Below are 24734 nucleotides of genomic sequence, written 5' to 3'. Positions count from 1 at the left end.
CGGGCGGGTTCGAGGGTGGAAGTCCTCCGCGATGGGAGAGGCGCTGTGGTTCCCGTTCACCACCTCCTTTCACTTGACGTTGGCGCGTGGCCGCAACAGGCGCAGGATCGCGATCGTCACGACCGCGCCCACCAGGCACATGAGGAGCACGGAAAGGGGACTCGGGCCGCCCGTCGGCAGCTGCGCCGCGGCCCGCACCGGGTCGGCGCTCACCGCGTTCGCGGGTGCGGCGCCGGCGGCCACGGGCTTGGACAGACCCATGTCGGTGACCATGTTGGTGCTCTCCAACAAGGTCATGTGCTTGAGCACGATCTGGTTGCACACCTGGGCGAACTGCCGGATCGCCTCGTTGCGGGTGTTCGCCCGCACGGTGGCGATGGCCGGGAAGATCGAGCCGTGCGCGGCGCGCAGCCGGTTGGCGAACGAGTCGTCGAAGGCCGCGCCGGTGCGCGCCCGCATCTCCGCCATCCACGACTGCTGATCGGCGTTGGCCTCGTCCGGCAGCGCGACGCCCATCTGGGACGCCAGCCGCACCACCCGCTCGTCGAGGAACGTGTGGTCGCTCGCCAGCTGCGCGCCGACTTCCTTGACCCGGACGCTGGCCGCGCGGGTCTGCGCCTCCTCGCCCATGGGCATCTCCCACAGGCCCGCCAGCCGCACCTTCACCAGCAGTTCCTTGTCCAGCGCGGTGATCGGGCCCAGCGGCGTCTGCTCCACCGGTCCCGCCCCGGGCGGGTCGTCGGCGTGCGCGACCCCGGGCAGCGCGGGCAGCAACAGCAGGTGCAGGGCCAGCGCGGCCGCCGCGAAACGCTTGGCTGACATGGTCTTCTCGTCCTAGTAGCCGTCGCCGGTGGACGGTTGGTCGGGCGCCGCGCCGTCGTCGGTCTGCGCCTTCTTGCCGTCGGGCGTCACCGCGAACCACGCGCCGCCCTTGCCCTGCCCGGTCAGGTCGCCCGCCTTCTTGTCGCCCGCGTACCGGTACAGCGGCCAGCCGGCCAGCGTGACCTGCTTCCCGCCGTCCGCGCGGGCCACCGAGCCGACCAGGGTGGGGTCGACGCCGGAGGTCATGGTGTGGTCGCTGACCAGCACGGGCGGCCACGCCTTCAGGCACTCGGCATCGCAATTGGACTTCGACGGTTTCGCGGTGTCCTTGTCGTAGCGGTACAGCGCGAAGCCGCCCGCGTCCGAGACGAACCACCCGACCTGCTTCGACTCGGTCGCCGAGAGCATCTGGTGCGGCTCCTTGCCGAATTCCGGCTGCTGTTGGAGAGTCGTCGAACCGGAACCGGCGCCGTTCGCGGCGCCCTGGCCCGCGGTGGTGTCCACACCGGTCGCGCCGCAGGCGCTGACCAGCAACAACACCGCGGCTGCCGGTACCGGCAGCAACGGCCCCCGGGTACGTCGACTTCGCATCATTGGTCCTTTCTCCGGCCGGCGGGTCCGCCGGAAGGCCTAGCGGACCGGTAGGCCGGGTCCGAGGCTTTGAAGCGGATACCGTGGAGTACGGACACGATGCGATGACGGTTCACGAACAAATCGACGACTTTTTTTGCGGCCAAACCCTCGACGCGGCAGCCCCCGGCGCGCTTGGATGCTCGGCGTGGCGCGGCACAGACGCAGCACTTCCCCCCAAAGAGATCACGGTTGGCCGGACTTGAGTCTGGAAGACGAGCTGATCCGCAGGCTCTACCAGGAGTTCGGCAGCGCGCTGCTCGGGCATGCCATGAGGCTGACCGGCAGCGACCGGCAGTGGGCAGAGGACATCGTCCAGGAGACGCTCGTGCGGGCGTGGCGCAACGCCGAGAAGCTGGAGCGGGACCCCGTCCTGCTGCGCTCCTGGCTGTTCACCGTCGCCCGGCGGCTGGTCATCGACGACCGTCGCAAGCGGAGCGTCCGACCGCAGGAGTCGGAGTTGACGCCGTCCGACGAGGCCCCGCAGCGTGATGAAGCGGACCGCACGCTGGCGGCCATAGTCGTAGCCGAAGCGATGAACGGACTGACGGAGGAACACCGGGAGGCTATTCTCGAGACGTACTTGAGGGATCGGACCGTCGGGGAAGCCGCAGCGGTGCTCGGGGTACCGCCCGGCACGGTGAAGTCCAGGGTGTACTACGCGCTCCGCGCCCTGCGGCGAGCGTTGCAGGATCGGGGCTGAACAGGTGACTTCGCAGCCGTTCCACGTCGACGTGGCGGCGTACGTCCTCGGTGTCCTCGACGAGGACGAGGTCGACGCGTTCGAGAACCACCTCGCCCAGTGCCGTCGATGTGCGCTCGACCTGCGTGATTTCGCCGAACTTCCCGATCTGCTCGACGAGGCCGACGCCAACGGCATGCTGCGCGCCAACGCGGGGGAGCGGCCCGACGGCCGTTCGGTGCGCGCGATGCTCGACTCGGTCTCGGAAGTCAGGGCGCGCAAGCGCCGCAACGTCGCGCTGCTGGCCGCCGCCGCCGCGGTGTTGCTCGTCGTGCTGACCGCGGTCGTGTCGGTCTACGCCGCCGCACCGTCCGACCCGGTCGCCACCTCCTCCACGCCGTCGGTGCCGGAGCGGTCCAACGTGGCGAAGGGCGCCCCGGACCCGTCCGGCACCATCACCCGCACCGATCCCACGACCGGCGTGTTCGCCCGGCTCTCGGCCACCCCCGAGCCGTGGGGCACGTCGGTGCAGGTCGAGGTGAAGGGCGCGAAGGGCCCCACCCGGTGCGAGCTGGTGGCGAAGTCGCGCACGGGTGAGGCGATGGTCCTCGGCTCCTGGCTGGTGACGACGTCGGGCCCGGGCAAGGACCCGGTGACGGTGCAGGCCTCCGTCGGCCTGCGCTGGCACGACATCACGGAGTTCGTGGTGCGGGACACCGAGGACGGCGCACCCCTGGTCCGCCTCCCCACGTCCTGACCACCCGCGTGTCCTGCGCCCGGAACGCGGGTGTCCTGCGTTGAGGACACCCGGGTCGAACGCCCGGGACACGCCGAGCGCACCACCGTTCAAGACCCGCACCACCGGCACGGCGTTCAATCCCCCGGGGAGACGGCGCCGTGCCGTCGTGCGAGGAGGTCGTGGTGGAGGTCGGATTCATCGGTCTCGGCATCATGGGGCAGCCGATGGCGCTCAACCTGGCCCGGTCCGGCCGGCCGCTCGTGGTGTGGAACCGCTCGCCGCACCGGGTGGAACCGCTGCGGGACGTGGGCGCGCGGGTCGTGGCGACACCGGCCGAGGTCTTCGCCGCCGCCGAGGTCGTGATCCTCATGCTGGCCGACGAGGACGCGATCGACGCCGTCCTCGAACGCGGCACGGACCGGTTCGCCGACCTCGTCGCCGGCCGCACGGTCGTGCACATGGGCACGACCTCGCCGGGCTACTCGCACGCGCTCGGCGCCGACGTCCGCGCCGCCGGCGGCGACTACGTCGAGGCGCCCGTCTCCGGCTCGCGCGGCCCGGCCGAGGCGGGCGAACTCGTCGCCATGCTCGCCGGCGACCAGGACGCCGTGGCCCGGGTCCGCGAGGTGATCGCGCCGATGTGCGCGGACTCCGTGTCCTGCGGCCCGACGCCCAACGCGCTGCTGATGAAGCTGTCGGTGAACCTGTTCCTGATCACCATGACCACCGGCCTGGTCGAGGCGTTCCACTTCGGCGAACGGCACGGGCTCGACCTCGGCACGCTGGTCGAGGTGCTGGACAAGGGCCCGATGGCGAGCAAGGTGTCCCGCGCGAAGACCGCGAAGCTCCTCGCCGACGACTTCGACGCGCAGGCCGCCGCCGCCGACGTCTTCACCAACACCCGGCTGATCACCGCCGCCGCCCGTGCCGCCGGGGTCGCCTCGCCGCTGGTGGACCAGTGCCTGGCCCTCATGGGCCGCGCGGTGGAACTGGGGCACGGCAAGCAGGACATGACCGCCGTCGTGCACGCCTTGCGGGAGCGGTCAGATTCGGCGCAAACCGAGCAGGACGCGTTCCATCAACTCCAGTGACGGCCGACCCTTGGCGTCGATCGCCTGATCTTCGTGCACGTTGATCAGGCTCATGTCGGACATGTCCGCCAACAACACGCGGACCACGCCGAGCGGCAACCGCAATGTCGCCGCGACTTCCGCGACGGAATGCGGGTTGCGGCACAGGTCGCTGATGACGCGGTGTTCCGCGGTCGACGTGAGAGCGTCTCTCGCCGCTCTTTCGTTCGTCGTCACGATGGTCTCGATGGCCAACGTCGTCGCGGAGCGCGTGCGCCCGCCGGTTCTGGTGTAGGGGCGCACCCGGAGGGTCGACACACCAGCTCCTCAAAGCCGTCGAAGTGATCATGGTCGCGCGTGCGTCAGGGTCGCTGACGCCGCTAGACCCTACGAGTGATCACGGCTCCTGTCTCGGTTTTCCCGGCATGTGGGAGGTTCTGCGCGTCGTCGCGACGGTCTGTGCCCGGCCGCTTCCACGGGGTGTTCGACGCGGTGCGCGGCCGGTGCGCAGGCATCGGATGATCGGTCTTCTGCGCCGTTCGTTCGCCGGTGGTCCGGCTCCGGATCGCCTGGGACTGGTCGTCCCAGGCGTCCGCCGGGGGTCTACCCGATGGGTGTGGGATTCGCGATCACGCTTACCTCGCAGAACACGTGGGGGGTTTCTGGTGTCCTGGCGATGAGCTCACCACCGAGTGGCTTGTGGCCGAAACCGAAGGTAGTGAGAGGTGGAGCGCTCTCACAACGGTTGTTGACCAAGGTTTGATGTTGGAGCTCCCGCGCGCGGTCGGGGCGAATTGCCCCGACGGCGATTCCGCGGCGATTTCCGCCGCGCGTCGGCCGGCGCCGGACGGCCGGGAAGTGCTCAGCGGCAGTTCCCGGGATCGGCCCTCCCGGGGATCGGCGCGCCCCCGGCGCTGCTCATCCGCTCGGGGCTCCAGTACTCGTCGCCACGTCCCGATGTGCCGGCGACGGGGCCGGAGGCCTGACCGCGGGGCGCGTCGCACGAGCCCGGACCGGGGTCCTCTGGGGACCGGGCCGCAGGACGCCGAGCCAGAGGCCGGCCACGGCCGCCGCCGTCACCGCCGCCGCGAGGGGGATGACCGCTCGTCGTCGCACAACACGACCTCCCGGTCCGCCGCGTGAAGGCGACGACCTGTCCGCCCGACCGCCCGGTGGACAGGTCGTCCCGCGCGATCAGCGCCGCTACATGTCCTTCACCGTGTCGAACAAGCTCCCGGCGGTGTCGTAGCTGAAATAAGGGCTTTGCCACTTGTACACGTGGGTGGGGTCCGGGTCCCAGAACATCCAGCTGTTCACCCCGTCGAGATAGGCCCAGAACGTCACCCCGTAGTCGGCCAGCCACGGGCCGCCGCTCGCGCCACCGGTCATGGTGCAGCCCAAGGTCGGGAATCCGCCCTCGTTCCACGTGGTGCCCGAGCAGTAGTAGAGGCCGCTTCCGTCGAACGGCGGATCGGCCGGGTAGCCGAACATGTGGACCCCGTGGCCGTAGCCGTATCCCCATCGGATTCCCTGGCCGCCCACCGCGTCCACGATGCGCACGCCGTCCTTGGGCTGCATCACCACGGCCGCCACGTCGAACGCGCGGTTCGCGTTGTCGATCCACGCGGTCTTGGTCCACAGCTGGTAGGCGTTCCACGCGCCGAACGGCGAGCCGCCGTGGTACTCGGGCACGAACACCCAGCGGTTGACGTCGAACCAGCCACGACCGGAGCCGCCGCCGTGCACGCAGTGCCCCGCGGTGAACACCAGCCGCTTGCCGCCGCTGTTGACCGTGCTGCCCGAGCAGGAGTGGTCCCCGCCGTGGTCGTCGACGAAGAACACCCGGCCGGACATGGTGTGGATGTCCGCCTTGGGGCTCACCACCGTCGGCAACGCGCCCTCGACCTTCCCCCTCGGCCCGGGTCTCGGCGCGCGCTGTTCCACCGTGCTGCCGGCGGTGACCCGAGGTGGTCCGGCGACGATGGCCTCGGCCATGCGCGCCGGCGTCCAGTATTCCTCCGCGCTCAGCCCTTTCGCCGACGTGACCGCTGATCCGGTGTTGCCCGCGGTCAGCCCGGCGGCGTCCACCGACTGACCTCCCGGCTGCGCGACCGCGGGACCGGCCATCACGCCGATTCCCGCCACGCATCCGGCGAGGACAACGGTGAACCTGTGAAATAACCGCACGATTCCTCCCCATGGTGAAACCTCGAAAAGGCGGCGTTCCGCCGGTCGCCACACCCGAATCCGGTGGCGGTGCACGATGACCACTACCTGGCGGCCCCTTCTCGCGGCAGCGAGCATGTCGCACCCGTCGCGGTGGCCACAAGGCCGTGCCGCACGGTCTGCCCGTTCAGGCCGGCTCCGGGAAATCCACGATCAGGTCATTGACGAAAATGATTGGGGGACAGGGCGGTCGCGGGCGTAGCGTCGGCGATCATGATGGAAGACGACCCGGCGGATGGCTGGTTCCCCGAGAGCGTCGCCGCGGGCTACGACGCCCCGGGCGGGGCGAGCGCGCCCGAGGTCGTGACGCCGGTGGTGGACGTCCTCGAAGACCTGGCCGACGGTCCGGTGCTGGAGTTCGCCGTCGGCACCGGGCGGATCGCCGCGCCGCTCGCCGCTCGCGGCGTGCCGGTGAGCGGCATCGAGCTGAGCCGGGCGATGGCGGCACGGATCGCGGGCAAGCCGGGCGGCGCGGCGGTCGACGTGACGATCGGCGACATGACGTCGACGCGGGTGGCCGGTCGGTTCTCGTTGGTCTACCTGGTGTTCAACACCATCGGCAACGTGACCGCGCAGGACGGGCAGGTCGACGTCTTCCGCAACGCCGCCGCCCACCTGCGGCCGGGCGGGCTGTTCCTCGTCGAGGTGGGCCTGCCCGACCTGCGCCGCCTGCCGCCCGGCCAGGACGTGGTGCCGTTCGCGGTGGCGCCCGGCGCCGACGGCGGCGGCTACGTCGGGTTCGACCGGTACGACGTCGTCACGCAGGAGTTCACGTCGAACCACGTCACCGTGTCACCGGACGGGACGGGGACGTTCCGCCGCATCCCCTTCCGCTACGCCTGGCCGGCCGAGCTGGACCTCATGGCGCGCATCGCCGGGATGCGCCTCAAGCACCGCTGGGCGGACTGGGACCGCTCGGAGCTCACCGCCGAGAGCACCAAGCACGTGTCGACCTGGGAGCTGGACCCGAGCCCGCGGTAGTCGCCCCGGCCGGCCCGCGGCTCAGGACCGGCCGGACGTCCCGCGCACCGCCGGGGGCAGGGTGAACCGGATCGTCTCCCGCGCCGTCTCCCGCACCTGGACGTCCCACGCGCCCAACGCCTCCACCACCTCGTCCACCAGCTTCGGCGGCGCGGACGCGCCCGCGCTCACCCCGACCACCCGCGCGCCGTCCAGCCAGTCCTCACGGATGTCGGAGACGTCGTCGATCAGGTGCGCGGGCGTGCCCATCCGCCGAGCGGTCTCCACCAGCCGCACCGAGTTCGACGAGTTCCGCGAGCCCACCACGAGCACCAGGTCGGCCTCCCGCGCGATCTCGCGCACCGCGTCCTGCCGGTTGGTGGTGGCGTAGCAGATGTCCGCCGAGGAAGGACCGCGCAGCGCCGGGAACTTCGCCCGCAACGCGGCCAGCACCTCGGCGGTCTCGTCCATCGCGAGCGTCGTCTGGGTCAGGTAGGACACCCTGGTCGGGTCGGGCACCTCCAGCGCCTCCACGTCCGCGACCGTCTCCACCAGCACGGTCCGCGCGGGCGCCTCGCCGAGCGTGCCCTCGACCTCCTCGTGCCCGGCGTGCCCGATCAGCACCACCGTGTCGCCGCGCTCGGCGTACCGCTTCGCCTCCGCGTGCACCTTGGTCACCAGCGGGCACGTCGCGTCGACCACGTCCAACCCGCGCCGCGCGGCCTCGTCGCGCACGGCGGGCGACACCCCGTGCGCGGAGAACACCACGGTCGCGCCGTCGGGCACCGCGTCCAGCTCGTCGACGAACACCGCGCCGCGCGCCTCCAGCTCGGCCACCACGTGGGTGTTGTGCACGATCTGCTTCCGCACGTGGACGGGTCCACCGCGTTGGTCCAGGAGCCGGTCGACGATGTCGATCGCCCGTTCCACCCCGGCGCAGAACGACCGGGGCGACGCCAGCAGCACAACGGGGAAGGCCATGAGCACTCCTGGGTAGGCGGCGGAAGGGTCAGTGGTCGCGGCGGGTGGCGAGGCTGGCCAGCGCGTCCAGTTCGCGCTCGGCGCGCTCGGACGGCCCGGCCGCCCGCAGGTGCTCCCGCGCCTGCGCCAGCAGCTCGTCCGCCCGGCCCTGGCTCCACGCCCGCGCGCCCGAGTCCTCGATCAGCTCCGCCGCACGTGCCAGGTCGGCCGGGGTGAGCGGCTGCTCGGCGTGGTACAGCGCGTGCAGCTCGCGGCCGGCGGGCGTGTCCGAGGTCAGCGCCGCCACCACCGGCAGCGACTTCTTGCGGTTGGCCAGGTCCGAGTACACCGGCTTGCCGGTCACCTCCGGGTCGCCCCAGATGCCGAGCAGGTCGTCGACGAACTGGAACGCCAACCCGACCCGTTCGCCGAAGGACCGCAGGTGCTCCACCTGGTCGACCCGCCCGCCGCCGAACAACGCGCCCAACGCGCAGGCCGCGCCCAGCAACGCGCCGGTCTTGCCCTCGGCCATCCGCACGCACTCCGCCAGCCGCACGTCGGCGCGCTCCTCGAAGGCGAGGTCGGCGCTCTGCCCGTCCAGCAGGCGCTGCACCGCCGACGACAGCACCCGGATCGACTGCTGGGCCCTCGGGTGACCGCTGCCCGCCAGCACGTCCAGCGCCAGCGTGAGCAACGCGTCGCCGGCCAGGATCGCCGGGTTCACGCCGAACACCCGCCACGCCGTCGGGCGGTGCCGCCGGGTCTGGTCGCCGTCCATCACGTCGTCGTGCAGCAACGAGAAGTTGTGCGTCAGCTCCACCGCCACCGCGGCCGGCAGCGCCGCGTGCGCCGCGCCGCCCACCGCCTGCGTGCCCAGCAGCACGAGCGCGGGCCGGATCGCCTTGCCCGCGTCCGCGCCGATCGGCCTGCCGTGCTGGTCCCACCACCCGAAGTGGTAGCCCGCGATGGCCCGCATCGAGTCGGGCAGCCGGTCGACCGCCGCCCGCAACGCGGGGTCCAGGCCCGCCCGGCTCCAGTCCAGCACCTCGCGCGCGGTCCGGTGATCGAGGCTCACGTCCAGGTCGGTCATCCGCCACAACTCCTGTTCGGGGGGAGGAGCCCGGCTACCGGAGCAGGCACGGGCAGGGGAGAGCGACAGCCGGGCGTGGCGGCCCGGCTGTCGTGCACGACGCCGCGGTCAGGACCGGCCGATCTCCACGTGCTCCAGCACCCCGAGCGCGTCGGGCACCAGCACGGCCACCGAGTAGTAGGCGCTGACCAGGTAGGACACGATCGCTTTCTCGTTGATGCCCATGAACCGCGCGTTCAGGCTCGGCTGCACCTCGTCCGGGATGCCCGGCTGGTGCAGCCCGATCACGCCGTTGTCCTTCTCGCCGATCCGCATGGCGAGGATCGAGGTGGTGCCCTGCGGCGTGATGGGGATCTTGTTCGACGGCAGCAGCGGGACACCGCGCCAGGTGACGACCTGCGTGCCGTCCACGTTGGCGGTGCCGGGGTACAGGCCGCGCTTGCTGGCCTCGCGGCCGAACGCGGCGATCGCGCGCGGGTGGGCCAGCATGAACGCCGTCTTGCGCCGCCGGGACACCAGCTCGTCCAGGTCGTCCGGGGTGGGCGGGCCGGACCGGGTGTGGATGCGCTGCTTGAGGTCGGCGTTGTGCAGCAGCCCGATGCGGCGGTTGTTGAGCATCTCGTGCTCCTGGCGCTCGCGCAGGGCCTCGATGGTCAGCCGCAGCTGCTGCTCGGTCTGGTTCATCGGGTGGTTGTAGAGGTCGGCGACGCGGCTGTGCACCCGCAGCACGGTCTGCGCCACTTCCAGCTCGTACTCGCGCGGCGCCAGCTCGTAGTCCACGTAGGTCGCCGGCAGGTCCGGCTCGCCCTCGTGGCCGGAGGCGATCTCGATCGCCGCCTCGCCGTGCTTGTTCTGCGGCTTGCCCGCGGCGCGGGCGAACCCGTCGATGTGCGCCCGCAGCGCGTCGGCCTGCCCGTTCAGCTCCAGCAGCGCCCGCCACGGCAGCGCCAGCACGATCACCGGGGTGACCGCCTTGATGGTGAAGTCCCACTCCACCTCGTCGCCGTACATGACCTCGTCGCCGAAGTGGTCGCCGTCGGCCAGCGTGTCGAGCACGGTCTCGTCGCCGTACTTGCCCTGCCCGAGCTTGTTCACCTTGCCGTGCGCGATGAGGTAGACCTCGTCGGCCCGGTCACCGGAGGAGACCAGGACGTCGCCCGGCCGGAACTCCCGCTGCCGGAACCGGTCGGCCAGCGCGATCAGCACGTCGTCGTCCGGGAAGTCGCGCAGCACGGGCAGCTCCCGCAGCTCCTGCGGGATGACCCGGATGTCGGCGCCGGTGCTGGTGAAGCTCACCCGTCCGTCGCCGAGCGCGTAGGTGAGGCGGCGGTTGACCCGGTAGGTGCCTGCCTGGGTGGTCACCCAGGGCAGCTTGCGCAGCAACCACCGCGGCGAGATGCCCTGCATCTGCGGGGTGGACTTGGTGGTGCTGGCGAGGTTCCGGGCACTGGCGGTGCTCAGGCTCTGCCGCTGCTGCTCGGCCTCCTCGGGTGCGAGGCCGGGGTCTGTCACGGTCACTTGGGCTGCCCAATCTGGTCGGGGGGACTAGTCAGTCTTCGCGGCCGAGTTCAACGTGCTCCAGCACACCGATCGCGTCCGGCACGAGGATCGCGGTGGAGTAGTAGGCGCTGACGAGGTAGGAGATGATCGCCTTCTCGTTGATGCCCATGAACCGCACCGACAGGCCGGGCTGGTACTCGTCGGGCAGGCCCGTCTGGTGCAGGCCGATGACGCCCTGGTTGTGCTCGCCGGCGCGCAGCAGCATCACCGAGCTGGTGCGGGTCTTGGTGATCGGGATCTTGTTGCACGGCAGCACCGGCACGCCGCGCCACGCGGGCACGTGGTGGCCGTTGAGGTCGATGGTCGCCGGGTAGATGCCGCGCTTGCTGCACTCGCGGCCGAACGCGGCGATCACCCGGGGGTGCGCCATGAACGCCGTCGGCTCCTTCCACACCGTGGCCAGCAGGTCGTCCATGTCGTCCGGGGTGGGCGGTCCGCTGCGGGTGTGGATGCGCTGCTTGAGGTCGGCGCTGTTGAGCAGGCCGAAGTCGCGGTTGTTGACCATCTCGTGCTCCTGGCGCTCGCGCAGCGCCTCGATGGTCAGCCGCAGCTGCTGCTCGACCTGGTCCATCGGCTGGTTGTAGAGGTCGGCGACGCGGCTGTGCACCCGCAGCACGGTCTGCGCGACGCTCAGCTCGAGCTCGCGCGGCGAGACCTCGTAGTCGACGAACGTGCCGGGCAGGTCGGGCTCGCCCTCGTGGCCCGAGGCGATGTCGATCTCGGCCTCGCCGTAGGCGTTGGACTTGCCGCCCGCCGCGAACATCCGCTGGATGTGCGCCCGCAGCCCGCCGGCCTCGCCGTTGAGCTGCTCGAACACCTCCCACGACAGCACCAGGACGATCACCGGCGTGACGGCCTTGATGGTGAAGTCCCACTCGCCCTGCGGCCCGGCGAGGACGTCGCCGCCGAAGTACTCGCCGTCGGCCAGCGTGCCGAGCACGGTCTGGTCGCCGTACTCGCCCCGGCCGATCTTGTTCACCTTGCCGTGCGCGATCAGGTGGACCGCGTCCTGCGGCCGGCCCTCCTCCACGATCACCGAGCCGGGCTCGTACTCGTGCTGGGTGAACCGGTCGGCCAGCGCGCTCAGGGCCTCGACATCCTCGTAGCCGCGCAGCAGCGCCAGTTCGGTCAACTCCTGCGGGATGACCCGCACGTCGGCGCCGATGTTGGTGAACGTCAGCCGTCCGTCGCCGATCTCGTAGCTGAGCCTGCGGTTGACCCGGAAGGCGCCGCCCTTCGCCTCCACCCAGGGCAGGACCTTCAGCAGCCACCGCGAGGTGATGCCCTGCATCTGGGGAACGGACTTGGTCGTGGTCGCGAGGTTCCGCGCCGCCGCCGTGCCCAGGCTCAAGCGTGGTCGCTCGATGTCCAAGTCCGAATCGGTCACAGTCACCGCATCACACCGCCAATCGGTTCAGCTCAGTGGTCCGCATCGACCGTAGTGAGCCTGAATGCGCTACCGGAAGCGGCCGATGTGACGACCCCCCTGAGGGTCATTCGGGCCTGTTGTGCGTACTCACCGTGGATGTTGTCCACTTCGCAAGTAATCAACGGGTGATCTTGACGTGCATTGGAGCATTATTCGTGACGAGAAGGAATGGCGGTATCATTTGGCGTATCAATATTCACTGAAAAGTGTAGTTGACAGCCTCTTGGGCCACCTCTGGTCTGCGGTTTCGCCGATGTGCGGACCGAAGTTCATCCTCCGGCGGGCACGAAAAAACGCGGTGCCGACGTGAAGTCGGCACCGCGTAGTCGAGCCGTGGAACGGGCGTGGCGTCGAGATCGGGCGCGACGCCACGCCCGGGTCGGCGACCCGGTCGATCAGACCGAGTGCGGACAGGTGTCCCGGTAGTCCGAGATCAGCGAGCTGTCGGCCGGGGACGGGCACAGGAACTGCTCGTAGCGGGTGTCGTTGTCGATGAACCGCTTGAGCCACGCGATGCTGTACTTCGCGATCGTCGTGTTCGAGCTGTTGGGCGCGAAGTGGCTGGCGCCGTTCAGCTCCAGGTACGCCTTGTCCAGGGTGGACGGCAGCGAGGTGTAGAACGGGATCGAGTGCGACGCCACCGGCGCCACCGTGTCGTCCTCCGCCCCGACGACCAGGGTGGGCACCCGGTTGCTGCCCCAGGTCTTGTCGGTGTGCCACCCGGTCAGCGGGATCGCCGCCTGCAGGGACGGGCGCTGCTCGGCGGCGCGCATGGTGCCGCCACCACCCATCGAGTGGCCCATGACGCCCAGCCGCGACGCGTCGATCCGGCTGCGGACGTCGCTGCGCTGGGTCAGGTAGTCGAGCGCGGCGAGCAGTTGGTCCGCCCGGCTGTCGGGCTGGTCGTAGAGGGAGTTGGTGGCGATGGTGATCACCACGAAGCCCTGCGACGCCAGGCGGGGGCCCAGCCACGCGATGGTGGACTCCGTGCCGGTGAAGCCGGGTGAGATGGCGACCGCGCCGAAGGTGCCCTCGGAGGTGCTGGTCGGGTAGTAGATCGTGCCGCCGCCGAAGCCGGAGACCAGCGAAGACACCGTGGTGGAAGAGGTGGAGAACGGGCCGCGGGACGCCTCGATGCTGGAGTTGCTCGGCGCGGGGCCGCGCCGGAACTCCTCCTCGGCGGCGTTGGCCGGGCTCACGCCGACCAGGGACAGGACCATCGCCGGGATCAGCGCGGGGATCAGTTTGCGGAGTTGCACGTCGGTGTACACCTCGCTTGGCAGGGAACTACGGTCAGCGATGACCTTGCGCCACTGGGTGAGCGCTCCGCATCGGTGCAACCACCGGTCCCGAGCCGAAAACTAACGCTGGTAGATAATTTCTGCCGCAGCTCTTCCGCCGGACGTCGCCCTCCCGCCAGACTGGCTGCATGCTGCGCGGACGTGACCGGCAGCGCGTCGCCGTCGACGCGTTGCTCGCCCGTGCCCGCGCCGGTCACGGCGGGGCGCTGGTGCTGCGCGGCGGCCCGGGCGCCGGCAAGACGGCGATGCTGGCCGCCGTCCGGGAGACCGCCGTCACCACCGACCGCGAGGTCCTGCTGTGCGTGGACGACGCCCACCTGCTGGAGGACGTCGACTGGCTCGTGGAGCTGGCCGCCGACGCCGCCGACGAGCCGGTGGCCGTGCTCATCGCCACCGAGGGCGAGCCGCTGGGGCTGCCGTGGGTGCGGCTCGACCCGCTCGACCACGCCGACAGCCTGCGCGTGCTGCGCGACCTGAGGCCCGGCCTCGCGCCCGGCCTGGCCGACGACGTCGCCGACCTGGCCAGGGGCAACCCGCTCGCGCTCACCGAACTGGCCCGCGCGCTGACCTCCGAGCAGCTCGGCGGCACCGCGCCCGCGCCCGACGAGCTGCCCGAGGACAGCTCACTGCGGGCCCGGTTCAGCGCCCGCTTCCGCGCCCTCTCGCCGCAGGCCCGGTTCGCGGCGGCGTTGAGCGTGGTGGACGACGAGGTCGACGCCGACGCGCTGGCCCGGATGCCCGACCTGGACCTGGCCGCGGTCGAGGAGGCTGCCGCCCTGCTGGACGGCGGCCCGCTGGTCCGGTCTACGCTGCGCACCGCGATACCGCTGGCCCTGCGCTACGCGGCGCACGCCGCGCTGGCCGCGAACCTGCCGCCCGGACCGCGCCGCACCTGGCACGAGGCCGCCCGCGCGCCGGGCGCGCGCGACGCGTTCGCCGAACGGCTCGAAGCCTCCGCCGGCCGCGCCCGCCGCTGCGGCGACTACCCGGCCGCCGCCCGCGACCACGACCGCGCCGCCGCGCTCGCCGCGGACCCGGACGCCAAGGCGCGCCACCTGATCGCCGCCGCCACCGACCACTGGGCCTCCGGCGCGCCCCGCCGGGCCCGCGTCGCGCTGCGCACCGCGGCGCGGCTGACCGACAGCGGCGAGCTGAGGGCGCGCGCCGAGCTGCTGCGCGGCGGCATCGACCTGGGCAACGGCCTGCCGGACGTCGCGGTGCGCCGGCTGCTGCACGCGGCGGGCGAGCTGGTCGGCACCCACCGCTCGCTGGCCATCACCGCGCTGGGCTTTGCCGGCGAGGCGGCGAGCATCGCGGGCGACCACGCCCGGTACGCCGAGACCGCCGCGTTCGCCGCGAGCCTGCGCCGGCCCGACGAGCCGGACGGGACCCGGATCACCCTGGACCACCTCGCGGGCATGGCCGCCACGTTCGCCGGGCGGCACGAGGAGGCCCTGCCCGTGCTGCGCTCGGTGATCGAGCTGGCCGAGCGGGTGCCGCACCCGCAGGCCAAGATCTGGGGCGGCCAGGCGGCCTACACCCTCGGCGACGCGTCCCGGGCGCACGAGCTGGCCACCAGCGCGGTCACCGCGGCGCACGAGCACGGCCTGACCGCGCTGGTGCCGTGGGCGCTGGTCTACCGCGCGCTCTCGGCGTTGCTGCTCGACCAGCACTCGGTGGCGTTGTCGGCCGCGTTCGAGGGCGTGCACGCGGCCACCGCCATCGGCCAGCACAACGCCGTGGTCGACCACCTCACGATCCTCGCCCTGGTCGCCGCCCTGCGCGGCGACACCGACACCGCGATGCACCGCATCGACGCCGCCGCCGAGCAGATCGCCGAACGCGGGCTCGGCCGCTCCGGCACGTTCGGCGCGTGGGCGTTCGCCTGCGTGGACCTCGTGCTCGACCGGCCGGCCGACGCGCTGGACCGGCTGCGGCTGATGGCCGCCGGGTCGGGCGGCGTGCACACCGGCATCAAGGTGATGGCCGCGCCGCACGTGGTGGAGGCCGCCGTCGGTTGTGGCCGGCCGGCCACCGCGGACCGGGCGCTGCGCCGGTACGAGAAGTGGGCGGGCACCACGGGCAGCGCGGCCCGGCTCGCGCTGTCGCACCGCTGCCGCGGCCTGCTCGCCGACGGGCCGCGCGCCGAGGAGCACTTCCGCGAGGCGATCCGGCTGCACCGGGCCAGCGGCACCGCCATGGAACTGGCCAAGACCGAGCTGTTCTACGGCCACCGGCTGCGCCGCGACCGCAAGCCGCGCGCCGCGCGCGACCTGCTGCGCGACGCGGTGAAGATCTTCCAGCGCTACGACGCCGACCGCTGGGTCGCCCGGGCCCGCGCCGAGCTGCGCGCGGCGGGCGAGGCGGTCGGGCCGACCCAGGCCGACCGGACCGCCGACCGCGCCGCCAACCGGGCCGCGGGCCGCTCCGACGTCGACCCGACCGCGGGCCTGACCCCGCAGCAGGCGCAGATCGCCCGCCTGGTCGCCGAGGGCGCGACCAACCGCGAGGTGGCCGCGCGGCTGTTCCTGAGCCACCGCACCGTCGAGCACCACCTGCGCAACATCTTCGCCAGGCTCGAGGTGCGGTCCCGCGTCGAGCTGACTCGGATGCTCGACTGACCCAGGAGGTTCGGTGCGGTTCAGGAGGACGCGTGCGTGAGGACTACCGGCACTGGCAGCGGATGCCGACCAGGTGGCACGACAACGACGTGTACGGGCACGTGAACAACGTCGTGCACTACGCCTTCATGGACACGGTGATCAACACCTGGTTGATCACCGAGGGCGGGTTGGACATCCACCACGGGCAGGCGATCGGGCTGTGCGTGGAGTCCCACTGCAACTACCGGGCGTCCATCGCGTTCCCCGAGGCCGTGGACGCGGGCCTGCGGATCGGGCACCTCGGCCGCTCCAGCGTCCGCTACGAGGTCGGCTTCTACCCGGAGGGACGGGACGACGTGGTCGCCGAAGGGCACTTCGTGCACGTGTTCACCGACCGCGAGACCCGCAAGCCGGTGGCGATCCCGGCCGGTCTGCGCGCCGCGATGGAAGGGCTGGTGGTCGCGTGAAGACCAGGGGCGCGGTGCTGACCGAGGTCGGCGGACCGCTTCAGGTGCTCGACCTGGAGCTCGACCCGCCCGGTGCGGGCGAGCTGCTGGTGCAGGTGCGCGCCACCGGGCTGTGCCACTCCGACCTGTCGGTGATCGACGGCTCCCGGGTCCGGCCGCTGCCGATGCTGCTCGGCCACGAGGCCGCGGGCGAGGTGGTGGAGACCGGGCCGGGCGCGTCGGACTTCGCGGTCGGCGACCGGGTGGTGCTGTCGTTCGTGCCCGCCTGCGGGTCGTGCCGCCGCTGCGTGTCCGGGCGGCAGGCGCTGTGCGAACCGGGCGCGGCGGCCAACCGCGCGGGCACGCTGCTCGGCGGCGACCGGCGGCTTCGGCTGCCCGACGGCACGCGACCGCACCACCACCTCGGCGTGTCCGGGTTCGCCGAGTACGCCGTGGTGTCGGAGAAGTCGGCCACCCTCGTGCCCGCCGACCTGCCGTTCGAGATCGCCGCCCTGTTCGGCTGCGCGGTGCTCACCGGCGCGGGCGCGGCGTTCTACAGCGCGGCCGTCACACCCGGTGACCGGGTCGCGGTGTTCGGGCTCGGCGGCGTCGGGCTGGCCGCGCTGCTCGCCGCGCGGGCCGCCGGCGCGTCGCAGATCATCGCGGTGGACGTGGTGGCGCACAAGCGGGAGCTGGCCCGCAATCTCGGCGCCACCCACGACGTGGCCGGCGGTCCCGACGCGGTGGCGGAGGTGCGCTCGCTGACCGGCGGCGGCGCGGACAAGGTCATCGACACCACCGGCGTGGCGGCCGTGCTGGAGCAGGCGTACCTGGCCACCGGTGCGGGCGGCACCACGGTGACCGTCGGCCTGCCGCACCCCGACCGGACGATCACCCTGCCCGCGCTGAGCCTGGTCGCCGAGGAGCGGACGGTGAAGGGCAGCTACCTCGGCTCGTGCGTGCCGCGGCGGGACGTGCCCCGGTTCGTCGACCTCTACCGGGCCGGGCAGCTGCCCGTGCACGAACTGCTGTCGGGGCGCCTCGAGCTGGACGACATCAACACCGGGTTCACCCGTTTGGCGTCAGGAGAAGCCGTCCGGCAGGTCGTCGTTTTGTGATCACCCTGCCGGTACGGTTACCCGGATCGGGTGACGGCCAGGCAGAGGAGTGGTAAGCGGTGCGGAGACGCTCGATGCTCGCGGGTGTGGCGACAGCGGTGGGCGGCATGTTCGCGGGCGGTGGTTCGGCGGGCGCTTCGGGTCGTTCCGGCCGGCTCGGCCTGGCCGACTACCGGCTGGTGAACCTGGCCCACGTCAACGACCCGGACCGGACCAACGTCTACCCGGGCGACCCGGAGTTCACCCTCACCACCGTGACCACGGTGCCGGAGCACGGGTACTACCTCCAGTACGCGCGGCAGGGCGAGCACACCGGCACCCACTGGGGCGCGCCCGCGCACTTCAACGACGACCAGCCGCACGCCGACGAGCTCGACGCCGAGGACCTGTTCCTGCCCGCCGTCAAGATCGACGTGCGGGAACGGGCCGCGCGGGACGCCGACTACGAGGTGAGCGTCGCCGACCTGCAGCGGTGGGAGAAGCGGCACGGCCGCATCCCGAACGAGGCCGCGGTCGTGCTGTGGACCGGGTGGGAGGAGCGCTGGGGCACCCCGGCGTTCTTCAACTTCGACGCCGACGGCGTCATGCACCAGCCGGGGTTCTCGCTGGCGGCCGTGCAGTGGCTCGTCGACACCGGTCGCCTCGGCCGGCGCGGCGCGCTGGGCACGGACACGTTCAGCCCGGAGTCCGCGCTCGACGCCGAGTACCGGGTGTCGAAGCTGCTCTACCGCGAGCACCGGATCAGCCTGGAGATCCTGGCGAACCTGGCCTCGCTGCCCGAGCAGGGCGCGCACGTCCTGGTCGGCGGCACGGTCAACCGCCGCGGCTCCGGTTCGCCCGCCAGCGTCTACGCCTTCGTGCCCAAGCGCTGACCGGACGGCTCGTCGTCACCCGCCGGGGTGGTCCTCGGGCGTCAGGCGGAGCCGGCCGGCGTGCCCGGCGTCCTGGACGGACCTGCGCGTGGTCGACCGGCCGCGGCACTCGGAGTCCCTCGCGCCGGCCGAGCACGCCGGGCTGCTGGTCACCGACTTCGGCCGGCTCGTCGGGCCGCACGACGACCTCGTCCGACCTGCCGCCCGCCGGTGACGGGAACCGGCGCGGCGGGGGCTCAGGTCCCGCAGAACGTCTGGTAGGCGGCGGCGAACCGCTCCGGCGCCGGTTCGGCGTAGCGGTCCAGCCCGGGCCGCTCGTCGTAGGGCGCCGTCACCGCGTCGAGGAGCCGTTCCAGCGGGGCGGGGTCGCCTTCGGTCGCGGCGGTGAGCGCCTCCTCCACCAAGTGGTTGCGGGGGACGTAGGCGGGGTTGACCCGGCGCATGGCGGCGGCGTCCGGTCCGAGGGCGCGCCAGCGGACCAGCCAGGCGTCGATCCCGGCCAGGTCGAGGAACAGCTCGCGCGCGGGCTCGGTGTCGCCGTCGGCCGCCGCGCCCAGACGGCGGTGGAACGAGGTGTGGTCGACGCGGTTGTCCCGGAGCAGCGCGAGCAGGTCGTCCACCAGCGGCGCGGGCGCGGGGTGGTCGAGGCCGAGCTTCGCGGCCATGCCGGTCGACCACGCGTCGTCGTACCGCGCGCGGAACGTGCCCAGCGCCTCGACCGCCGCCGCGACGGCCCGCTCCTCGTCGTCGGCGAACAGCGGCAGCAGGGCCTCGGCGAGCCGGGCCAGGTTCCACTCGGCCACGCGCGGCTGGTTGCCGTAGGCGTAGCGCCCGGCGTGGTCGATGGAGCTGTAGGCGGTGGCCGGGTCGAACGCGTCCATGAACGCGCAGGGCCCGTAGTCGATGGTCTCGCCGGAGATCGTCATGTTGTCGGTGTTCATGACCCCGTGCACGAAGCCGACGAGCATCCACCGCGCCACCAGCGACGCCTGCGCCGCGACCACCGCCTCGAACAGCGCGAGGTGGCGGTTCGCGGCCTCGGCCGCCTCCGGGTGGTGGCGGCCGATGGCGTGGTCGGCCAGCTGGCGCAGCAGGTCGACGTCCCCGGTGGCGCGGGCGTACTGGAAGCTGCCGACGCGCAGGTGGCTGCTCGCCACGCGGGCGAGCACGGCTCCCGGGAGCACGGCCTCGCGGCGCACCGGCCGCCCGGTCGCCACCACGGCCAGCGAACGGGTCGTCGGGATGCCGAGGGCGTGCATCGCCTCGCTGACGACGTACTCGCGCAGCATCGGGCCGACCGCCGCCAAGCCGTCGCCGCCACGGGCGAACGGGGTGCGCCCGGAGCCCTTGAGGTGCAGGTCGCGGGGACGGCCGTCGGCGTGGGGTAGTTCGCCGAGCAGCAGGGCGCGGCCGTCGCCGAGCCGCGGCGCGTAGTGCCCGAACTGGTGCCCGGCGTAGGCCTGCGCGACCGGCGTGACGCCCTCGGGGACCTGCTCGCCGACGAGCAGTCGCAGGCCCTCCGGGCCGCGCAGCCAGGCGGCGTCCAGGCCGAGCTCGGCGGCCAGCCGTTCGTTGAGCACGAGCAGGTTCGGCGCGGGAGCGGGCTCGGCCCGCCACGCCAGGGCCAGCTCCGGGAGCGTGCGGGCGAAGTGGTCGCCCAGGGTGACGGTTGCCGGTGCGGTGCTCACCTGATCCACGGTACGTCGTCCGGGGCCCCGGCCCGGTCGGGGTCGCGCGACCCCGACCGGGCGGCGGCTCAGCGGTACAGGCGGAGGTCGGCGACGCTCCACCAGGCGCCCGCCGACGCCGTGGTGCTGACGCGCAGGTAGCGGGCCCGCGTGCGCGGCAGGTCGACGGTGGTCGCCTGGCCCGCGCCCGCTCCGGCGGCCAGGGTCCGCCAGTCGACGCCGTCGTGGCTGGCCGACAACCGCCAGCCGCGGGCGTAGTCGCCGAGGTTGCCGCCGCTGTCGACGACCACCCGCCGGAACGTCGTCTCCCGGCCGAGGTCGACCTGGAGCCGCTGACCGGGTTCCTGCGCCCGGCCGCTGCTCCACCGGGTGGACGCGTCGCCGTCCACGGCGGCGGCCGCGTTCTCGCCGATCGGCGAGGTGGTGGCGACGGTGCCGGCCAGGGAGACCGGATCGAGCCCGTCCCGCAACGCCCTGTGGCGCGGCCAGGTGAACGTGGCCAGGGCGCCGCCGGGCAGGGTGTACTCGAAGGTCCGCTCGCCGACGGCGACCGCGAACGTGCGCGGGTCGTCGTTCTGGTTGTGCACCACCAGCGCCGCGGAACCGTCCGGGTTGCGGAACGCGACGTCCATGACCTGGCCGTTCCAGCCGGTCGTGCCGAACGACGTGCTGGCGACGCGCGTCGCGCCCGGCTTCACGAACTTCGCCAGGTGGCCGATCGTGTAGTACTCGGCGTCAGTGGACACGGTCCCGTCCGGGTGGGCCGTGACGAGGCCGGTGCACGTGGCGCAGCCGCCGTTGTGCGGACCTCCCGCGCTGTCCAGCGCGATGTTCCAGTTCACCGCCGACTTCGCCCAGTTGCGGGTCGTGCCGATGACGACGTTGCGGGCGTGCCACGTGAGCGTGTCGCGGAAGACCTGCCCGGGAGGGTCGGCCGGGCCGTGCGAGCCGGAGCACTCGGTGAACCAGACGCCCTTGTCCGGGAACGCGTCGCGCAACGCGGTCTGCGCCGCCGGGTCGCCCGAGTAGCAGTGGTACGCGGTGCCCGCGACCCAGCGCGCGGCCGGGCTCCGCAGGATCCGGGACGGGTAGTCGGTCTCCGGGTCCTCGCCGGGCGGGGTGGCGGCGACGTCGTCAGGGTGGGTGCTCCAGTTGTGGTCGTAGGCGAGGATCTTCGTGCGCGGGCTCGCCTTGCGCAGCAGCGGACCCAGCGCCTCGATCACCTTGATCTGCTGCGCCACCGGCATGTCCGTGCCGGGGTAGGCGTCGGGCGTCCGGTTCTGCGGCTCGTTCTGCAACGACAGGAAGTCGACCGGCACCCCGGAGGCGGTGTACGCCTGGACGAACTTCACCAGGTAGCGCGCGTAGGCCTGGTAGATCGCGGGGTCGTCCTTCAACCGGCCGCCGACCAGTGATTCCGTGGTCTTCATCCACGCCGGCGGGCTCCACGGCGTGCCCATGACCTTCAGCGCCGGGTTGAGCTGCTTGGCCCGGCGCAGCAGGGGCAGGATCTCGGCCTGGTCGTGGGCGATGCCGAAGTGGCGCAGCTCGAAGTCGGTCCGACCGGCCGGGACGTCGTCGTAGGTGTAGTGCTCGGCCTCGGCGGTGAAGTCCGAGGAGCCGATCGGCTGGCGCAGGAAGCTCACGCCGATGCCGCGCACCGGGTCGAACAGCTTGCGCATCGTCTCCTCGCGCGTCGCCGGGTCGAGGCGGTGCAGCACGTCGGCCGACGAGTCGGTGATCGACGCGCCGAAGCCGTCGACCTCCTGGTAGGTCACGTCGGGGTCGACCACGATGGTCTGGTGCGGTGACGCGCCGCTCCGGAACGCCACGGACGGCCGTTCGGCGAGCAGCTCGCTCCGGTCCACCGTCGTGACCCACACCCGGGCCGAGGGAATGTCGCGGTCCGCCGCCTGCGCGGCGCCGGTCAGGCCGACCGCGAGCGCCGCGACGGCGGTCAGGGCGATCGTCCGGGATCTCTTCATCGCGCTCCTCGGGCAATGTAACAACCGCTGAAATGTGTTTCGTGATGGAACACGTGACGCGTCAGGCAAGTCAAGGTGCAAGCCGCGGTTAAGCTGCCGAGGTGAACAGGCGTGCGAGGGTGCGCGACATCGCCGCGGAGGCGGGTGTCTCGATCGCCACCGTCTCCCGGGTGCTCAACGACCACGTGAGCGTGGCGCCGCGCACGCGTGAGCTGGTGCTCCGGGCGATGGCGCGCAGCCGGGCCGACGCGCCAGGGGGTCGCCGCACCGTGCACGTCCGGTGCCCCTACGTGCTGACGGACTACTTCGGCCTGATCGTCTCCTCGATCGCCGAGACGTTGCGGCTGCACGGCGCCCGGATGGTCCTCGACGCGGGCGTGTCGGCCCGGAGCTCCGACGTGCTGGGCGCGCTCGCCGACGAGCCCGACGTCGACGCCGCGATCCTGATCCTGCCGCCGGAGGACGGCGACCAGCTCGTCGCGCTGGCCCGCCGCGGCCTCCCGTTCGTCGTGGTCGACCCGCGCACCGCGCCGCCGCCGGACATCGCCTCGGTGTCGGCCGCCCACCTCGCGGGCGCACGCGCGCTCACCGCGCACCTGGTCGACCTGGGCCACCGCGACATCGGCGTCATCGCCGGACCCCGGGAGTGGCTGGCGGGCGACGCGCGCACGGCGGGCCACCACGCCGCGTTGGCGCAGGCCGGCGTGCTGCCCGCCCGCCACCGGGTGCACCACGTGGAGCCGACCGCGGCCGAGGGGTTGCGCGCCGCCGCCGACCTGCTGGACGAGCCGCGCCGGCCGACCGCGATCGTCTGCTTCAACGACAAGCTCGCGGTCGGCGCGTTGCGCGCCGCGCACGACCGGGGGCTGCGGGTGCCCGAGGACCTGTCCGTCGCGGGGTTCGACGACATCGACCTCAGCCGCGCGACCCGGCCGGCGTTGACCACGGTCCGGCAGCCCCTGCAGGAGATGGGCCGCATCGCGGTCAGCCAGCTCGTGCGCGTCCTCGACGGCCACCGGCCCGAAGCGCTGCACCTGGAGCTGTCGACGACGCTGGTCGTGCGCGACTCGACCGGACCGGCGCCCGCTCGGTAGCTCTCGTTACAGCCTTTGTTCCATTTGTTCCAGCAAGACGGCGGCCACTTCGGCGTGCCCAGGGCCGCCGTCGCCCGAACGCTCGCACCACTCCAGCGGCGTGCGGAGGTGCCGGGGGTCGCGCAGGGTCGGGTCGGCCCCGTGCGCCAGCAGCCGGCGGACGCCGGCGGGCTTGCCGTTGGCCGCGGCGACGTGCAGCGGCAGCCGCTGCCAGTCGGCGTCGGCCTCGTTGACGGGCGTGCCCGCGGCGACGAGCCGGTCGACGACCTCCAGCCGCTGGTGGTCGGCGGCGAACACCAGCGACCGCAGCCGGCACTGCGGGCCGAGCCGTTCCGGCGGCCAGGCGGACAGGTCGCCGGCGGCGGCCATCTCCGGGCTGTCGACCCGGGCGCCGGCGGCCACCAGCAGGTCGAGGACCTCGGTCATCCCGAACACCGCCGCGTGCTCCACCGCCGTGCCGCCGGGCACGCCGCCCGAGTCCGGCGCGGCGGTCGCGTCCAGGTCGGCGCCGGCCGCGATCAGCACCTCGGCGACGCCGACGTCGCCACAACTGGCGGCGGTGATCAGCGGGGTCTCCTGGTCGCCGGGGTGCCCGTCCACCGGTGCGCCCGCGTCGATCAGCGCCCTGGCCGCCGCGTCCGAACCGGGCAGGTCGCGGGGCAGGCCGAGGCGTCGGCGGTCGAGCCGCAGCATGGCCAGGTAGCCGAGCACGTCGGCGCCCTTGCGGTGGTCCGCCCAGTTCTCCATCCGGGTCGTGGCCGCCTCGGGGTGGCGGACCAGCAGCTCGGCCAACCGGGTCGGGTCCCGCCGGTTGAGGACGTCGCGGCGCTCGACCTCCAGCTTGAGCCTGGCCCAGCTCGGGAACCCGTGCTCCCGCGCGACCGCGAGCTGCGCGGAGGCGAGGACGACCCGGTCGGACACCGCCCGGACGCGGGCGAGCGCGGCGGCGTCGTCCCGGCGGGCGGCCCGCAGCAGGTCCCGGGCCTGGTGCCGCAGGTGGTCGAGATCCGGTCGCGCGGGAAGCTCGGGCATGACATCTCCTTCGGCGCCGGGTCGAGCGTACTGGTGGGCGGGACGGCGCCGGCCGGTCACGCACGTGCGTCGGGCACGGTGGCGCCGACGATCAAGGGCCGGCAGTCCCGTTCGGCCACAGGTGCGGCCGCCGTCACCGCGCCGGACGCGGCGACCGCGGCCGACGTGCTCGGGTTGATCCGGCGCAAGCGGGTGACGTGGGCGCACGGCGTCGAGCCGGCCTACGACGGCGCGGTGTTCGTCGCGCCCCCGATCGGTCCCCGGGTGCTGGTGCGGGGCCGCCGCCTGCCCGACGCGCCCAGCCCGGGGTTTCCCGGACCGGGTCGCCGGGCTGAGCCGGCGGCTCGGGCACGCGCAGTTCTTCCAGGCCACTGGACAGTCCACAGAGGACGGTCGACCGGGCGGGTTCGCGGCCGGCCGGCCTCTT

The 24734-nt window shown here is 72.8% G+C and carries 22 protein-coding genes; 10 read left to right on the top strand and 12 right to left on the bottom strand.

Going from position 1 to position 24734, the window contains the following annotated elements; genetic code table 11:
* Window positions 1-69 precede the first annotated feature (69 nt).
* Window positions 70-822 carry a DUF4142 domain-containing protein gene (locus tag IOD16_RS21255; protein ID WP_123747327.1) on the bottom strand — a complete coding sequence of 251 codons (753 nt, stop codon included), beginning with the start codon at window positions 820-822 and terminating at the stop codon, window positions 70-72.
* Window positions 823-834: 12 nt separating this feature from the next.
* Window positions 835-1413, bottom strand: coding sequence for a hypothetical protein (locus IOD16_RS21250; RefSeq protein ID WP_236594259.1), 579 nt, complete (start codon window positions 1411-1413; stop codon window positions 835-837).
* Between the two features lie 178 nt (window positions 1414-1591).
* On the opposite strand from IOD16_RS21250, the gene IOD16_RS21245 reads away from it, so the two are divergent.
* From IOD16_RS21245 to IOD16_RS21235, 3 genes are all read left to right on the top strand, one after another.
* A complete protein-coding gene (locus IOD16_RS21245; protein WP_123747329.1) occupies window positions 1592-2155 on the top strand; it encodes a sigma-70 family RNA polymerase sigma factor in 564 nt (187 codons plus the stop codon).
* 4 nt (window positions 2156-2159) lie between these two features.
* Window positions 2160-2891, top strand: coding sequence for an anti-sigma factor family protein (locus IOD16_RS21240; RefSeq protein ID WP_201435830.1), 732 nt, complete (start codon window positions 2160-2162; stop codon window positions 2889-2891).
* Between the two features lie 164 nt (window positions 2892-3055).
* Window positions 3056-3964, top strand: coding sequence for an NAD(P)-dependent oxidoreductase (locus IOD16_RS21235; protein WP_201435829.1), 909 nt, complete (start codon window positions 3056-3058; stop codon window positions 3962-3964).
* On the opposite strand, the gene IOD16_RS21230 is transcribed toward IOD16_RS21235, so the two are convergent.
* Together IOD16_RS21230 and IOD16_RS21225 are read right to left on the bottom strand one after the other, a co-directional pair.
* On the bottom strand, window positions 3917-4261 hold the full coding sequence (locus IOD16_RS21230; RefSeq protein WP_123747331.1) for a DUF742 domain-containing protein: 345 nt from the start codon (window positions 4259-4261) through the stop codon (window positions 3917-3919). The genes IOD16_RS21235 and IOD16_RS21230 overlap by 48 nt on opposite strands.
* 885 nt (window positions 4262-5146) lie before the next feature.
* Complete coding sequence (locus IOD16_RS21225) at window positions 5147-6070, bottom strand: trypsin-like serine peptidase (protein ID WP_201435828.1); 924 nt, start codon at window positions 6068-6070, stop codon at window positions 5147-5149.
* Between the two features lie 312 nt (window positions 6071-6382).
* Here IOD16_RS21225 and IOD16_RS21220 point away from each other — a divergent pair, with 312 nt between their 5' ends.
* Window positions 6383-7150 (top strand): class I SAM-dependent methyltransferase, encoded by a 768-nt coding sequence (locus IOD16_RS21220; protein WP_123747333.1) that lies wholly within the window; start codon window positions 6383-6385, stop codon window positions 7148-7150.
* A gap of 21 nt (window positions 7151-7171) precedes the next feature.
* Here IOD16_RS21220 and ispH read toward each other — a convergent pair whose 3' ends face one another.
* From ispH to IOD16_RS21195, 5 genes are all read right to left on the bottom strand, one after another.
* On the bottom strand, window positions 7172-8110 hold the full coding sequence (gene ispH, locus IOD16_RS21215) for a 4-hydroxy-3-methylbut-2-enyl diphosphate reductase (protein WP_201435827.1): 939 nt from the start codon (window positions 8108-8110) through the stop codon (window positions 7172-7174).
* 28 nt (window positions 8111-8138) lie between these two features.
* Window positions 8139-9179 (bottom strand): family 2 encapsulin nanocompartment cargo protein polyprenyl transferase, encoded by a 1041-nt coding sequence (locus IOD16_RS21210; RefSeq protein WP_123747335.1) that lies wholly within the window; start codon window positions 9177-9179, stop codon window positions 8139-8141.
* Between the two features lie 108 nt (window positions 9180-9287).
* A complete protein-coding gene (locus IOD16_RS21205; RefSeq protein WP_201435826.1) occupies window positions 9288-10697 on the bottom strand; it encodes a family 2B encapsulin nanocompartment shell protein in 1410 nt (469 codons plus the stop codon).
* 31 nt (window positions 10698-10728) lie between these two features.
* Window positions 10729-12132, bottom strand: a complete 1404-nt coding sequence (locus tag IOD16_RS21200) for a family 2B encapsulin nanocompartment shell protein (RefSeq protein ID WP_201435825.1) — start codon at window positions 12130-12132, stop codon at window positions 10729-10731.
* Between the two features lie 431 nt (window positions 12133-12563).
* The gene (locus tag IOD16_RS21195) at window positions 12564-13388 is read right to left on the bottom strand and encodes an alpha/beta hydrolase family protein (RefSeq protein WP_123748612.1); all 825 of its coding nucleotides are present in this window, start codon (window positions 13386-13388) and stop codon (window positions 12564-12566) included.
* A gap of 209 nt (window positions 13389-13597) precedes the next feature.
* On the opposite strand from IOD16_RS21195, the gene IOD16_RS21190 reads away from it, so the two are divergent.
* From IOD16_RS21190 to IOD16_RS41055, 5 genes are all read left to right on the top strand, one after another.
* Entirely contained in the window at window positions 13598-16090 is a 2493-nt protein-coding gene (locus IOD16_RS21190) for a LuxR family transcriptional regulator (RefSeq protein ID WP_201435824.1), read from the top strand.
* 62 nt (window positions 16091-16152) lie between these two features.
* Complete coding sequence (locus IOD16_RS21185; protein WP_123748613.1) at window positions 16153-16539, top strand: acyl-CoA thioesterase; 387 nt, start codon at window positions 16153-16155, stop codon at window positions 16537-16539.
* Window positions 16536-17636 (top strand): zinc-binding dehydrogenase, encoded by a 1101-nt coding sequence (locus IOD16_RS21180; protein WP_201435823.1) that lies wholly within the window; start codon window positions 16536-16538, stop codon window positions 17634-17636. The genes IOD16_RS21185 and IOD16_RS21180 overlap by 4 nt, the downstream gene beginning before the upstream one ends.
* An 86-nt stretch (window positions 17637-17722) precedes the next feature.
* Window positions 17723-18508, top strand: coding sequence for a cyclase family protein (locus tag IOD16_RS21175; protein ID WP_236594258.1), 786 nt, complete (start codon window positions 17723-17725; stop codon window positions 18506-18508).
* Between the two features lie 88 nt (window positions 18509-18596).
* Window positions 18597-18722 carry a hypothetical protein gene (locus IOD16_RS41055; protein WP_268957631.1) on the top strand — a complete coding sequence of 42 codons (126 nt, stop codon included), beginning with the start codon at window positions 18597-18599 and terminating at the stop codon, window positions 18720-18722.
* A 22-nt stretch (window positions 18723-18744) separates the two neighbouring features.
* On the opposite strand, the gene IOD16_RS21170 is transcribed toward IOD16_RS41055, so the two are convergent.
* A complete protein-coding gene (locus tag IOD16_RS21170; protein WP_201435822.1) occupies window positions 18745-20196 on the bottom strand; it encodes a protein adenylyltransferase SelO in 1452 nt (483 codons plus the stop codon).
* 68 nt (window positions 20197-20264) lie between these two features.
* Complete coding sequence (locus IOD16_RS21165) at window positions 20265-22181, bottom strand: discoidin domain-containing protein (RefSeq protein WP_201435821.1); 1917 nt, start codon at window positions 22179-22181, stop codon at window positions 20265-20267.
* A gap of 101 nt (window positions 22182-22282) precedes the next feature.
* Between IOD16_RS21165 and IOD16_RS21160 the strand changes: the two genes are divergently transcribed.
* On the top strand, window positions 22283-23275 hold the full coding sequence (locus IOD16_RS21160) for a LacI family DNA-binding transcriptional regulator (protein WP_123747341.1): 993 nt from the start codon (window positions 22283-22285) through the stop codon (window positions 23273-23275).
* A 6-nt stretch (window positions 23276-23281) separates the two neighbouring features.
* Here IOD16_RS21160 and IOD16_RS21155 read toward each other — a convergent pair whose 3' ends face one another.
* Window positions 23282-24307, bottom strand: coding sequence for an ankyrin repeat domain-containing protein (locus IOD16_RS21155; RefSeq protein ID WP_201435820.1), 1026 nt, complete (start codon window positions 24305-24307; stop codon window positions 23282-23284).
* Between the last annotated feature and the right edge of the window lie 427 nt (window positions 24308-24734).

Source organism: Saccharothrix sp. 6-C (assembly GCF_016695385.1).
Taxonomy (GTDB): Bacteria; Actinomycetota; Actinomycetes; order Mycobacteriales; family Pseudonocardiaceae; genus Actinosynnema; species Actinosynnema texasense.
The sequence above is the reverse complement of the archived record's forward strand: the minus strand, read 5'-3'. Positions and strand labels throughout refer to the sequence as shown.

Bases quoted from the DNA above. Each gene is read 5' to 3' on its own strand.
- IOD16_RS21255 (WP_123747327.1), bottom strand. From the start codon at position 822: ATGTCAGCCAAGCGTTTCGCGGCGGCCGCGCTGGCCCTGCACCTGCTG.
- IOD16_RS21250 (WP_236594259.1), bottom strand. From the start codon at position 1,413: ATGCGAAGTCGACGTACCCGGGGGCCGTTGCTGCCGGTACCGGCAGCC.
- IOD16_RS21245 (WP_123747329.1), top strand. From the start codon at position 1,592: ATGCTCGGCGTGGCGCGGCACAGACGCAGCACTTCCCCCCAAAGAGAT.
- IOD16_RS21225 (WP_201435828.1), bottom strand. From the start codon at position 6,070: ATGGCCGGTCCCGCGGTCGCGCAGCCGGGAGGTCAGTCGGTGGACGCC.
- IOD16_RS21220 (WP_123747333.1), top strand. From the start codon at position 6,383: ATGATGGAAGACGACCCGGCGGATGGCTGGTTCCCCGAGAGCGTCGCC.
- ispH (WP_201435827.1), bottom strand. From the start codon at position 8,110: ATGGCCTTCCCCGTTGTGCTGCTGGCGTCGCCCCGGTCGTTCTGCGCC.
- IOD16_RS21210 (WP_123747335.1), bottom strand. From the start codon at position 9,179: ATGACCGACCTGGACGTGAGCCTCGATCACCGGACCGCGCGCGAGGTG.
- IOD16_RS21195 (WP_123748612.1), bottom strand. From the start codon at position 13,388: ATGGTCCTGTCCCTGGTCGGCGTGAGCCCGGCCAACGCCGCCGAGGAG.
- IOD16_RS21190 (WP_201435824.1), top strand. From the start codon at position 13,598: ATGCTGCGCGGACGTGACCGGCAGCGCGTCGCCGTCGACGCGTTGCTC.
- IOD16_RS21185 (WP_123748613.1), top strand. From the start codon at position 16,153: ATGCCGACCAGGTGGCACGACAACGACGTGTACGGGCACGTGAACAAC.
- IOD16_RS21165 (WP_201435821.1), bottom strand. From the start codon at position 22,181: ATGAAGAGATCCCGGACGATCGCCCTGACCGCCGTCGCGGCGCTCGCG.
- IOD16_RS21155 (WP_201435820.1), bottom strand. From the start codon at position 24,307: ATGCCCGAGCTTCCCGCGCGACCGGATCTCGACCACCTGCGGCACCAG.